General features: G+C 67.9%; 10 protein-coding genes. 8 read left to right on the top strand and 2 right to left on the bottom strand.

All coding sequences use genetic code 11. The features are described 5' to 3' along the window. Positions 1–68: 68 nt before the first annotated feature. Positions 69–809, top strand: coding sequence for an SDR family oxidoreductase (locus AC1HC7_RS13045; RefSeq protein WP_479496283.1), 741 nt, complete (start codon positions 69–71; stop codon positions 807–809). A gap of 3 nt (positions 810–812) precedes the next feature. On the opposite strand, the gene AC1HC7_RS13040 is transcribed toward AC1HC7_RS13045, so the two are convergent. Next, complete coding sequence (locus AC1HC7_RS13040; RefSeq protein WP_479496282.1) at positions 813–1688, bottom strand: MaoC/PaaZ C-terminal domain-containing protein; 876 nt, start codon at positions 1686–1688, stop codon at positions 813–815. A 67-nt stretch (positions 1689–1755) separates the two neighbouring features. Beyond that, complete coding sequence (locus AC1HC7_RS13035; RefSeq protein WP_479496281.1) at positions 1756–3186, bottom strand: aldehyde dehydrogenase family protein; 1431 nt, start codon at positions 3184–3186, stop codon at positions 1756–1758. 248 nt (positions 3187–3434) lie between these two features. On the opposite strand from AC1HC7_RS13035, the gene AC1HC7_RS13030 reads away from it, so the two are divergent. From AC1HC7_RS13030 to AC1HC7_RS13000, 7 genes are all read left to right on the top strand, one after another. Then, positions 3435–4643: an acetyl-CoA C-acetyltransferase gene (locus AC1HC7_RS13030; RefSeq protein ID WP_479496280.1), complete on the top strand. Its 1209-nt coding sequence runs from the start codon at positions 3435–3437 to the stop codon at positions 4641–4643. A gap of 3 nt (positions 4644–4646) precedes the next feature. Further along, complete coding sequence (locus AC1HC7_RS13025; protein WP_479499090.1) at positions 4647–6779, top strand: 3-hydroxyacyl-CoA dehydrogenase NAD-binding domain-containing protein; 2133 nt, start codon at positions 4647–4649, stop codon at positions 6777–6779. A 33-nt stretch (positions 6780–6812) separates the two neighbouring features. After that, on the top strand, positions 6813–7970 hold the full coding sequence (locus tag AC1HC7_RS13020; protein WP_479499089.1) for an acyl-CoA dehydrogenase family protein: 1158 nt from the start codon (positions 6813–6815) through the stop codon (positions 7968–7970). Continuing rightward, positions 7970–9151 carry a CaiB/BaiF CoA transferase family protein gene (locus tag AC1HC7_RS13015; RefSeq protein ID WP_479499088.1) on the top strand — a complete coding sequence of 394 codons (1182 nt, stop codon included), beginning with the start codon at positions 7970–7972 and terminating at the stop codon, positions 9149–9151. Before AC1HC7_RS13020 ends, AC1HC7_RS13015 begins: the two co-directional genes overlap by 1 nt. A gap of 361 nt (positions 9152–9512) precedes the next feature. Next, the gene (locus AC1HC7_RS13010; RefSeq protein WP_479496276.1) at positions 9513–10964 is read left to right on the top strand and encodes a pilus assembly protein TadG-related protein; all 1452 of its coding nucleotides are present in this window, start codon (positions 9513–9515) and stop codon (positions 10962–10964) included. Beyond that, a complete protein-coding gene (locus AC1HC7_RS13005; protein ID WP_479496275.1) occupies positions 10961–11503 on the top strand; it encodes a TadE/TadG family type IV pilus assembly protein in 543 nt (180 codons plus the stop codon). The genes AC1HC7_RS13010 and AC1HC7_RS13005 overlap by 4 nt, the downstream gene beginning before the upstream one ends. 10 nt (positions 11504–11513) lie before the next feature. Next, the gene (locus AC1HC7_RS13000; RefSeq protein ID WP_479499087.1) at positions 11514–12065 is read left to right on the top strand and encodes a TadE/TadG family type IV pilus assembly protein; all 552 of its coding nucleotides are present in this window, start codon (positions 11514–11516) and stop codon (positions 12063–12065) included. Positions 12066–12201 lie beyond the last annotated feature (136 nt).

Genomic DNA, 12201 nt, shown 5'->3' with positions numbered 1-12201 from the left:
TCTTGAGCTTTTCCCCGCCTCCGGCAGGAAAAAGCGGTTGGCGCAAATTGCGAGCGAGGAGAGTCGTCGTGCATGTGTTGATAACCGGTGGATCGCGCGGCATCGGCGCCGCCACGGCATTGCTGGCGGGCCAGCGGGGCTGGGACGTGTCGGTGAATTTTCACAGCGACGCGGCCGCGGCGGATCGGGTGGCGGCCGGGATCGCCGCCGCCGGCGGTCGGGGCGCGGCGATCCGGGGCGACGTGGCGGTCGAGGCGCAGGTCGCGGCGCTGTTCGACGCCGCCGAGGCCCGGTTCGGACCCATCGGCGGTTTCGTCAACAACGCCGGCATCGTGGCGCCCGGAATGCCGCTGGCCGAGATGAGCCTCGAGCGCATGGAGCGGGTGTTTCGCGTCAACATCCTCGGGGCGTTTCTTTGCGCGCGGGAAGCGGCGCGCCGCATGGCGCGTTCGCGCGGCGGCGCCGGGGGGGCGATCGTCAACATGTCGTCGGTGGCCGCCCTTGGCGGCGCGGGCGGAGAATACGTGGATTACGCCGCCACCAAGGGCGCGATGGACACCATGACCCTGGGGCTTGCCAGGGAACTGGCGCCCGAGGGCGTGCGGGTCAACGGCATCCGCCCCGGGGTCATCGACACCGACATCCACGCCTCGGGCGGGGCGCCGGACCGGGCGGCGGCCATCGGCGCCACCACGCCGCTGGGCCGGCCCGGGCGCGCCGAGGAGGTGGCCGAGGCGGCGGTGTGGATGCTGTCGGACGCGGCGTCCTATGTCACCGGGTCGATTCTGAACGTGTCGGGCGGGCGCTGAGGCTCAGGGGGCGATCTCGGCGCGGCCGTTGTCGAGCACCACGGCGTCGCGATCCGGCGCGCTGGTGCGAAAGCTGACTTCGGCGCCGTCGATCCAGATTTCGGTTTTCAGGGTCTCGCCGGGGAACACCGGCGCGGTGAAGCGGGCGTCGAACGCCGCGAGTCGCGCGGGATCGTTGGCGCAGGCTGAGTCGAGCACCGCGCGCCCGGCGATCCCGTAGGTGGCGAGCCCGTGCAGGATCGGGCGCGCAAACCCGGCGGCGCGGGCGGTCGCCGGGTCGGCGTGCAGCGGGTTCAGATCGCCCGACAGGCGGTAGATCAGCGCCGCCTCGGGGCGCGTGGCGATGTCGACGCAGGCATCGGCGGGGCGCTCGGGCACGCCGTGAGGCCGGGGCGGCGGGGCGCCGAATGCCCCGCCGCCGCCATCGCCCAAGCCGCCATCGCCGCGACAGAAGGTGGTTTGCGAGACGGTGGCGAGGCGCGCGCCGGTGGCCTTGTCGCGCACCACCCGTTCGGAGAACACCAGCGCCCCGCGCCCCGCGCCCTTGTCGATCAGCCCGGTGACGCGCATGCGCCCGGTCACCGTCGCCGCCGCCGGCAAGGGCGCGTGCAGGCGCAGGCGCTGTTCGCCATGCACGAGGTTCAGATAGTCGATGCCGGTGTCCAGATCCCGCGCCCAGGCGCCGGGATAGGCGAGCATGGTGGCGAAAGTGGGCAGGACCCGCAGCCCGTCCTCGTAGACGTAGCGCAGCTGCGCCGGGTCGGTGGGATCGGCGCCAAGCCCGAGACCCAGCGCATAGAGCATCACGTGTTTTTCGTCGTAGCGATGCTCGATTTCGGGAAACCGCAGCGCCATGAGCTTTTCGGGGTCGATGGTCATGGCGGGCTTTCGTTGGCGCGATCGGGGGCCGGCGGTTGCGCCGGCCCCGGCGTGAACATGAAAGCAATCAGCCCGGGGCGTAGCCGAACATGGATTTGACTTCGAGAAATTCCTCGAACCCGAAAACGCCATGCTCGCGCCCGTTGCCCGACTGCTTGTAGCCGCCGAAGGGCGCGGCGTTGTCGCCGCCGGCGCCGTTGATGTGCACCATGCCGGCGCGGATGCGCCGCGCGACGCCGCGGGCGCGTTCCAGCGATCCCGAGGACACGTAGGATGACAGCCCGTAATCGGTGTCGTTGGCGATGGCCACCGCCTCGTCCTCGCTGTCATAGGTGAGGATGGCGAGCACCGGACCGAACACCTCGTTGCGGGCGATGCTCATGTCGTTGGTGACGTCGGAAAACACCGTGGGCCGCACGTAGAACCCGCGATTGAGCCCGTCGGGGCGGCCCGGGCCGCCGGCGACCAGCTTCGCGCCCTCGGCCATGGCGTTTTCGATATGGGTCTGCACCCGGGCGAACTGCACGCCGTTGGCCAGCGGGCCGATGCGGGTGTCGGGGGCCTTCGGGTCGCCCGGCTTGCAGCGTTCGGCGGCGGCGGCGCAGATCGATTCCACGTCGTCCTTCCAGGCGCTGGGCACCAGCAGGCGGCTCGGGGCGTTGCAGCTTTGTCCGGTGTTGGAGAACAGCGACATGGCGGCGCCCTTGATGACGCGTTCCATGTCGGCGTCGTCGAGGATGATGTTGGGGGATTTGCCGCCCAGTTCCAGCGCCACGCGCTTCACCGTGTCGGCGGCGGATTTGGACACCAGGATGCCGGCGCGGGTCGATCCGGTGAAGCTGACCATGTCGATGTCGGGATGGGCGGAGATCACCGCCCCCACCCCCGGCCCGTCGCCGATCACCATGTTGCAGACCCCGGCGGGCACGCCGGCCTCGTGCAGGATCTCGATGAAGACCATGGTGGACAGCGGCGCGATTTCCGACGGTTTCAGCACCATCGTGCAGCCCGCCGCCAGCGCCGGGGCGACCTTGCAGCAGACCTGGTTCATGGGCCAGTTCCACGGGGTGATCAGGCCGCAGACGCCGATCGGTTCGCGGGTCACCATGGTGGAGCGCATGGGAATGTCGAATTCGTATTTCCTGAGCACCGACAGCGCCCGGCGGATATGCCCGAGCCCCGAGGCGGCCTGCGCCTGCAGCGCCAGCTTGGAGGGCGCGCCCATTTCCGTCTGGATGGCGTCGGCCATGTCCTGCATGCGCGATTCGTAGATGTCGCCGATGCGGGTCAGCAGCGCCACGCGGTCCTCGCGGCTGGTGGCGGCATAGGCGGGGAAGGCGGCGTTGGCGGCGGCGACGGCGGCGTTCACGTCATCGGCGTTGCCAAGCGCCGCCTGGCCCACGGGGTCCTCGGTGGCCGGATTGATGATGTCGATATGGGTCGGCGCGACGGGCGCGACCCAGGCGCCGTTGATGTAGAACTGCTTGGCGTCCGGCATGGTGGTTCCCCATTTTTCGTGGCAGGCGCGCGGCGCGGCGTGATCGGCGCCCCGCGCGGGTCGTCCTCAGGCGGCAAGGATTGATCCGCGCGGCGCCCGGGTCAATGCGAAATCGCGTTCTGCGGCAAGGCGCGCGGCGCCGCGACGTCACCCCGCGCGCGCCCCGCGCCACGCTTGAACGCGTCGCGCGGCTGACCTAGCCTCGCCCTGGCGCCCCCCGCGCACGGGGGGTCAGTGGAAGGTTCGAGATGACCGAGACGGCTTATATCTATGATGCGATCCGCACGCCCCGCTCGAAAGGCAAGCCGCAGGGCACGCTGAACGAGGTGAAGCCGATCACGCTGGTCACCACCCTGCTGCGCGAGATGCAGGCGCGCCACGATCTGGACACCGCGCGCGTCGACGACGTGATGCTGGGCTGCGTCATGCCGGTGCGCGAGCAGGGGTCGGTGCTGCCGAAAATCGCGCTGCAAAAGGCCGGCTGGGATGAAAGCGTCGCCGGGGCGCAGGTGAACCGGTTCTGCGCCTCGGGGCTCGACACCTTCAACACCGCCGCCGCCAAGGTGGCCAGCGGCTGGGAGGATCTGGTCTGCGCCGGCGGCTACGAATCCATGTCCCGCGTGCCCATGGGCGCCGATGGCGGGCCGTTCGCCGAGGACCCCGAGACCAACCTCGCCACCGGCTTCGCGCCCCAGGGCATCGGCGCCGATCTGATCGCCACGCTGGGCGGCTGGCGGCGCGACGACGTGGACGCCTTCGCCGTGGAAAGCCAGCGCCGCGCGGCGCATGCGCGGGAGTCCGGCTGGTTCGACCGCTCGGTCGTGCCGGTGACCGACGAGAACGGCTTCGTCATCCAGAGCCGCGACGATTTCATCAAGCCCGACACCGACATGCAGCGGCTCGGCGCCCTGAAGCCCAGTTTCGAAAAATCCGGCGCCTTCGGGTTTGACGCCATCGCGCTGGCCAAATACCCCGAAATCGAGCGCATCGACCATGTGCACACCCCGGGCAATTCGTCCGGGATCGTCGACGGGGCCTCGCTGGTGATGGTCGGCAACGCGCAGGCGGGGCGCGACATGGGGCTGACGCCGCGCGGACGGGTGGTGTCGGTGGCGCTGACCGGCACGGAACCGACGATCATGCTCACCGGCCCCGGCCCGGCCTCGAAAAAGGCGCTGGCCAAGGCCGGGCTGACCATCGACGACATCGACCTGGTGGAGATCAACGAGGCCTTCGCGTCCGTCGCCCTGCGCCTGCAACGGGATCTGGACGTGCCCGACGAAAAGCTCAACGTGGTGGGCGGCGCCATCGCCATGGGGCATCCGCTGGGGGCGACGGGGGGGATGCTGGTCTCCACCATGCTCGACGAACTGGACCGGCGGAACCTGAAACGCGCGCTGATCTGCATGTGCGTGGGCGGCGGCATGGGCATCGCCTCGATCATCGAGAGGATCTGAGCCATGTTCGCCTATGAAAAGGACGCGGACGGGATCGTCACCGTGACCATGGACATGGCGGGACAGTCCGCCAACACCATGAACGCCGCCTATCGCGACCTGATGAAGGCCACGATGGAACGGCTGGAGGCCGAAGACGGCCTCGCCGGCGTGGTCATCGCCTCGGCCAAGAAGACCTTCTTCGCCGGGGGCGATCTGCACGCGCTGCTGGCGGTGGACAGGGCCGACGAGACCTATTTCGGCCATGTCGAGGAAAACAAGGATTTTCTGCGCCGTCTTGAACGCCTGCCGGTCCCGGTGGTCGCCGCGATCAACGGCGCGGCGCTTGGCGGGGGCTATGAAATCGCGCTCGCCTGCAACCACCGCATCGCGCTGAACGATCCGGCGGCGGTGACCGGCGTGCCCGAGGTGACGCTGGGCCTGCTGCCCGGGGCCGGGGGCGTGGTGCGCATCACCGCGCTGCTGGGGCTTGAAAAGGCGCTGCCGGTGCTGCTGGAGGGCAAGCCCCACGCGCCGGCCAAAGCGCTGAAACTGGGCATGATCGACGCGCTGGCCGCGGCGCGCGACGATCTGATCCCGGCGGCGAAGGACTGGATTCTCGCCAACCCGCAGGCCCACGCCCAGCCATGGGACCGCAAGGGGTTCGCCTATCCCGGCGGCAATGCCGAGGCCGACAACATCCGCATGACCGCGATGATGGCCCCGACCATGCTGGTCACCCGCACGCGCGGGCTGGCCCCGGCGCCGGAAAAAATCCTCGACCTGGCGGTGAATTCCATGCGCATGGGGTTCGACAGCGCCCTGCGCGCCGAAAGCCGCGCCTTCTGCGCGCTGGTCCCGAGCCGCGAGGCCAAGGCGGCGATCACCACGTTCTTCTTTGGCATGAACGCAGTGAAAAGCGGCGCCTTTCGCCCCGAGGGCCCGCGCTGGAAAGCCGCCGGTTCAGCGGTGCTCGGGGCCGGGATGATGGGCGCGGGCATCGCCTTCGCCCACGCCGCGCGCGGCTTGCCGACGGCGCTGAAGGACACCGATATCGGCAACGCGCGGAAAGGCAAGGCGCATTCCGAAGCGCTGTGCGACGCCCGCATCAAACGGCGGCGCATGGATGCGGAGTCCAGGGCGGCGCTGCTCGACCTGATCCGCCCCACGGACGCGGATGATTGCGCAGGCGCCGACATCATCATCGAGGCGGTGTTCGAGGACCTCGCGCTGAAGGAAAGCGTGATCGCGGAAAGCTTCGCGCTTCTGGCCGAGGACGGGATCTACGGCTCCAACACCTCGACCCTGCCGATTTCGATTCTGGCGCAGGCCTGCCCGGATCCGTCGCGCTTCGTCGGCATCCATTTCTTCTCGCCCGTGGATCGCATGCGGCTGGTGGAGATCATCGCCGGGGCGCAGACCTCGCAGGACACCATCCGCAAGGCGCATGACTACGTCACCCAGATCGGAAAAATCCCGATCGTGGTGAATGACGCGCGCGGCTTCTTCACCTCGCGGGTGTTCGGGACCTATCTCGACGAGGGGCAGGCGCTGCTGCGCGACGGCATGGCCCCGGCGGCGATCGAGCGCGCGGCCTGGAAGACCGGGATGCCGGTGGGTCCGTTGCAGGTGCATGACGAGGTGTCGCTGACGCTCAGCAGGAAGGTGCATGACACGCATCTGGCGCTGGATGCGCGGCTCGGGGTCGAAAACGGGTTTCCCACCGACAATTCGGCGACGCTGGCGGTGGCGCACAGGATGGTCGCCATGGGCCGCGGCGGGCGGCGTCATGGCGGCGGCTTCTACGATTACGACGCGGACGGGGCCCGGACCCTGTGGCCGGGGCTGGCGCAATTCGCCCAGGGCAACGGCGAAATTTCCATGCAGGACGCCGAGGACCGGCTGATCTACCGGCAGGCCGTCGAGACCCTGCGCTGTCTCGACGAGGGCGTGCTGCGCTCCGAGACCGAGGCCGATATCGGCTCGATCTTCGCCATCGGCTTTCCGGCCCATACCGGCGGCGCGCTGCGGTTCATCCGCGGCGTCGGGCTCGACGCCTTCGCCGCCCGCGCACGCGAACTGGCCGAGGCCCATGGCGCGCGATTTGCGGTGAAACCATCGGCGCTGGAACGGCTGCGCAATTCAGACGCCGGATGAAATAACCAACGCAAACCAGCATGGAAAAAGAAAATGTTGAAACGAAGACTCTTTGACGAGGAGCACGAGATCTTCCGCAGCACGGTGCGAAAATGGGCCGAGGCCGAGGTGTTCCCCCATTCAGCCCAGTGGCGCGAGGATGGCTGCGTCAGCCGCGAGGTGTGGAAAAGCGCCGGCGCGCAGGGGTTTCTCTGCATGTATGCCGCCGAAAAGCACGGCGGGCTGGGGCTTGACGATTTCCGCTACGACCAGATCATCGTCGAGGAAATCGGGGCCCGCGAATCCGGGTTCTTCATTTCGCTGCACAACCGCATCGTCGGGCCATATCTGCATAAGTTCGCCTCCGACGCGCTGCGCGACCGCTACATGCCGGGGCTGGTGCGCGGGGACACCGTGCTCGCCATCGCCATGACCGAGCCGGGCGCGGGGTCCGACCTCGCCGCGATCCGCGCGAAAGCCGAGGACATGGGCGACCACTGGCTGCTGAACGGATCGAAGACCTATATTTCCAACGGGTTCCTGGCCGGTCTCGTGCTGGTCGCGGCGCGCGTCAGCGCCGACAACCCCCACGCCATCGGGCTGTTTCTGGTCGAGGACGGCATGGACGGGTTTTCGCGCGGGCGCAACCTGAAGAAGCTGGGCCTGCACAGCCAGGACACCGCCGAACTGTTCTTTGACAACGTGAAGCTGCCCAAGGAAAACGTCATCGGCGACCCGGCGGGCGGGTTTCGGCTGATGATGATGAATCTGGCCGAGGAACGGCTGTTGGGCGCCATCGGCTTCGTCAGCCGCGCCGAACGCGCCTTTGACGTCACCATGGACTACATCACCGCGCGCCGCGCCTTCGGGCGCACGATCGGGATGTTCCAGAACTCGCGCTTTCGCATGGCGGAGATGCGCACCGAACTCGACGCCGCCTGGGCCTTCGCCGATCACTGCGTGCGCGAACATCTGGAAGGCGCGCTCAGCCCCGAACATGCGGCGCAGGCCAAGCTGCTGGCCTCGGAAGTCGAAGGGCGGGTGGTGGATCAATGCCTGCAACTGCATGGCGGCGCGGGCTACATGGAGGAATACGAGATCTCGCGGCTTTACGCCGACGCGCGGATTTCGCGCATCTATGCGGGCACGTCGGAGATCATGAAGGAAATCATCGGCCGCGGCCTCGGGCTCGACGAACGGAGGCGCAACTGATGGCCGCGCCCGCCGCCCCCGATGCCGCCCCCGATGCCGATTCGGGACCGCTGGCCGGGCTGAGGATCGTCGAAATGGCGGGCCTTGGCCCCTGCCCGCTCGCCGGTCAGATGCTGGCGGATCTGGGCGCCGAGGTGATCGTCGTCGAACGCAGGCCCGGCCCGCCCCGCCCCCATGACGTGAACAATCGCGGCAAGCGCTCGCTGGTTCTCGACCTGAAGACCGCGCCCGGAATCGCGGCGGCCCTGCGGCTGATCGACCGCAGCGACGCGCTGATCGAGGGGTTTCGCCCCGGGGTGATGGAACGCCTCGGGCTGGGGCCCGAGATCTGCGCCGCGCGCAATCCCCGGCTGGTCTACGGGCGCATGACCGGCTGGGGACAGGACGGGCCGCTGGCCCCGACCGCCGGGCATGACATCAACTACCTGTCGCTGACAGGGGCGCTGTGGATGATGGGGCGCCGCGATCAGCCGCCCTCGCCGCCGCTCAACCTGGTGGCGGATTACGGCGGCGGCACGATGCTGCTGCTGTTCGGGGTGATGGCGGCGCTGTGGGAACGGGCGCGCTCGGGGCGGGGGCAGGTGGTGGATGCGGCCATGGTGGACGGGGTTTCGGCCTTCACCGGCATCTTCAGGATGATGAACGCAACCGGGCGATGGCGCCCGGCGCGCGAGGCCAACATGCTCGATGGCGGCGCGCCGTTCTACCGCTGCTACGAGACCGCCGACGGCGGCTACATGGCCGTCGGAGCGCTGGAGCCGCAATTCTTCGCCGAACTGGCGCAAAAGGCCGGGCTGCCCGACGCCGACCGCGCCGATCAGCACGACCCGCGCGGCTGGCCCGAGAAATCCGCGCGCTACGCGGCGCTGTTTCGCACCAGAACCCGCGCCGAATGGGAGGCCCTTTTCGCCGGGACCGACGCCTGCGCAACCCCGGTGCTGTCCCCGGACGAGGCCTTCGCCCATCCCCACAACCGCGCGCGCGCCGCCCATGTGGAGGTCGAGGGCCTGACCCAGGCGGCCCCCGCCCCCCGATTCGCCCGCACCCCGGCCCCGCCCCCCCGCCCGCCGGTCGCCGCGGGCGCCGACACGGCGGCGATTCTGAGTGAAATGGGTTACACCAGTGACGAAATTTCAACCCTGGGGGGGCGCGAAAAGCCCATGACCGACCTGAATTCATAGTGAACATGCAATTAATCTTACCCTTCGCTTGATTTTTGGGAAACTCCATGAAATGCATTCATAAGGCATTAATATAATGACATGACGCGGATCAGGCGATTTGCCGGGACCGCTAACCCCGATGAGGAGATGAACCAGGAATGGCCGGTCCGAGCTCCGTCACGCAAGCGGCGCCCGGGCTGATATCCGGCGAATGTCTGGAAAATTCTTGGTTGACTCTTCTCGACAGCCGACCCCGTCAGGGGTCTAATGGCGGAGTCTGCGGACCATGGGGACCGAGCTCCCGGCTGAGGCCGGGATGGGAAGGCTCGCGATCCGACCTGCGGACGCGTGTGCGTACAGTGTGTGAGGCGTGTGAGTGATGGCGAGATTCCTTGATCGCATTCGAGACTTTTCGCGCGACGACAGCGGCGCGATCACGGCCTTGATCCTGGTCCTGTTCCTCGGGATCGTCATGGCCACCGGCATCGCCATCGACCTGATGCGATTCGAGGCGCGGCGCGCCGATCTGCAGGATTCGCTCGATCGCGGCGTGCTGGCCGCCACCTCCCTGCGCTCCACCATAGATCCGACGCTGGTGGTCAATGACTACATGAAGACCCGGCAGTTCGACGACACGCCGGTGACGCCCACCGTCAACGCCACCCCCGAAGGCTCCGGCCAGCTGCTGAATTCGCGCCGGGTCAGCGCCACGGCGGATTCGGCGCTGGAGTCCTTTTTCCTCAAGATCCTCAACCAGACCCAGCTCGGCGTCAGCGTCGGTTCGGCGGCCGAGGAACGGCGCATGGATGTGGAGATCTCGCTGGTGCTCGACATCTCCGGCTCCATGGCGCGGGAAAACTCGTCGGTGACCGTCGATGACCAGTTCGGCAACCCGGTGACGCAAAGCCGGCTGCAGGTGCTGCGCAATTCGGCGTCGAACTTCGTGGACCTGATCCTCACGGACGACACCCGCGCCACCACCTCGATCTCGCTGGTGCCCTTCGCCGGGCAGACCGCGCTGAACGCCACGATGTTCGACTATTTCCGCCAGTCCCAGGCGCATGGCTATTCGCGCTGCGTGGACTTCAACGGCAATGACTTCCTGACCGCCGCGCTGCCCGCGGCCAACGCCCGCCCGCAGACGCCGCATTTCCAGTGGTTCCGATTCGAAGCCGATTACGGGCATGAGGCGGAATGGGGCTGGTGCCCCTCCAACGACCGCGCCGTCATCCCCTATTCCAACGACAACGACCTGCTCAAGACCGCCATCCAGGGTTTCATGGGGCATGACGGCACCGGCACCCAGAACGCCATGAAATGGGGGCTCGGCCTGCTCGATCCCTCGACCCAGCCGCTGATCGAGACCATGGCCATCGCCGGCGACGTGCCCGACGCCTTTCGCTTCCGCCCGCGCGCCTATGACGACCCGGACGTGCTGAAGGTGATCGTGCTGATGACCGATGGCAACATCCGCTATCAGCAGCGCCCGGTGGCCAGCGCATACGACACCGCGGCCGAACGCGAATACCTCGCCTCCCACGGTCTGACCAGCCTCAGCAGCAGCAACTGGACGCTGCGCTACAGCTCCAACCGCACCGCGGACGAAGATCTCAGCGTGCAGCAGTTCTACCAGCTTTGCACCCTGGCCAAGCAGAACGGCGTGGTGGTGTTCACCATCGGCTTTGACATCGCCGACGGCGCCGACGCGCTCACCGAAATGCAGACCTGCGCCAGCACGCCCAGCCATTTTCACCGGGTCGAAGGCATCGAGCTGACCACCGCCTTCACGCTGATCGCCAGCAGCATCCAGCAGCTCAAGCTTGTCGAATGACCCGGCGGGGCGGACATGTCGGGCGGGCGCTGCGCCGGTTTCTCGGCGACACGGCGGGCAACGCCACGGTCGAATTCGTCATCATCATGCCGATGCTGCTGACCATCGTGTTCTCGATCTACGAATCCGGGTGGCTGATGACCCGCTCGGTGATGCTGGAGCGCGGCCTGGATCTGGCGATCCGGGACTTGCGGCTCGGGCGCATCCCCAATGTCAGCCATGACGACATCAAGGCGCGGATCTGCGATCACGCGGTGGTCATCAGCGACTGCCTCAACGTGGTGCAGCTGGAACTGACCCCGGTCGCCAACAGCGCCAGCTACCCCAGCGGGCCGGTGCAATGCATCGACCGGGGCTCCGATATCGAACCGGTGATCTCCTTCAACCCCGGCTCGCGTTCGGAAATCATGTTCGTGCGCGCCTGCGCCATGGTCGATCCGCTGTTTCCCATGCTCGGTCTCGGCAAGCAGCTGCGCAAGGACGCCAGCGGCGGCTATGCGCTGATCTCGTATTCCGCCTTCGTGAACGAACCGGAGTGAGCCGATGATCATGGATCATATCCGCGATCGCTGGCGGCGGGGCGGCGCAAGGGCGTTTCTGGATGACACGCGCGGCGCGATCACCATCGAATTCGTCATCTGGGTGCCGATCCTGGCGCTGTGGTTCGCAGGCAGCGTCGCCTTCTTCGACGCCTACAAGGAACGCTCCGAGGCCGCGAAGGCCGCCTTCACCCTCAGCGACATCATGTCCCGACAGCTGGTGGTGAGCGACGCCTTCATCGAGGATCTCTACCAGCTTCAGGAAAAGCTGCTGCCCCGCACCCCCGCCGGCAAGCAATTGCGCGTCAGCAGCATCGAGTTCCGCAACGATGCGTATCAGGTGCTCTGGTCCACCGCGAAAGGCGGCGGCCAGCCCCTTGCGAACGCCGACGTGCCCGCAGCCAACATGCCGGTGATGGCGGAATTCGACACCGTGATCGTCACCGAGACCACGGTGCCTTTCGAACCCCTTGGCGACTGGATGGGCATCGGCAACCAGACCTGGAAAAGCTACGTGGTCATCCGCCCGCGCTTCATCGCCTCGATCGCCAACACCCAATAGCAGCGCCGCCGGCGCCCCGCCCCGATGACCGCGCGCCGATCCCGCGACAGGCGCAGGGCGGATCCCGATGCGCCATTGGCGCGGCGCGCCTGACCGGCGCGGCCGTCGACCCGGGATCGCGCCGCGCCCGCGTGCG

It is taken from the genome of Oceanicella sp. (genome assembly GCF_056449545.1).
Note: the sequence above shows the minus strand (reverse complement) of the source record. Positions and strands in the feature narration are given on the sequence as shown.

Bases quoted from the DNA above. Each gene is read 5' to 3' on its own strand.
- AC1HC7_RS13005 (WP_479496275.1), top strand. From the start codon at position 10,961: ATGACCCGGCGGGGCGGACATGTCGGGCGGGCGCTGCGCCGGTTTCTC.
- AC1HC7_RS13035 (WP_479496281.1), bottom strand. From the start codon at position 3,186: ATGCCGGACGCCAAGCAGTTCTACATCAACGGCGCCTGGGTCGCGCCC.
- AC1HC7_RS13010 (WP_479496276.1), top strand. From the start codon at position 9,513: ATGGCGAGATTCCTTGATCGCATTCGAGACTTTTCGCGCGACGACAGC.
- AC1HC7_RS13025 (WP_479499090.1), top strand. From the start codon at position 4,647: ATGTTCGCCTATGAAAAGGACGCGGACGGGATCGTCACCGTGACCATG.
- AC1HC7_RS13000 (WP_479499087.1), top strand. From the start codon at position 11,514: ATGGATCATATCCGCGATCGCTGGCGGCGGGGCGGCGCAAGGGCGTTT.
- AC1HC7_RS13020 (WP_479499089.1), top strand. From the start codon at position 6,813: ATGTTGAAACGAAGACTCTTTGACGAGGAGCACGAGATCTTCCGCAGC.
- AC1HC7_RS13040 (WP_479496282.1), bottom strand. From the start codon at position 1,688: ATGACCATCGACCCCGAAAAGCTCATGGCGCTGCGGTTTCCCGAAATC.
- AC1HC7_RS13030 (WP_479496280.1), top strand. From the start codon at position 3,435: ATGACCGAGACGGCTTATATCTATGATGCGATCCGCACGCCCCGCTCG.
- AC1HC7_RS13015 (WP_479499088.1), top strand. From the start codon at position 7,970: ATGGCCGCGCCCGCCGCCCCCGATGCCGCCCCCGATGCCGATTCGGGA.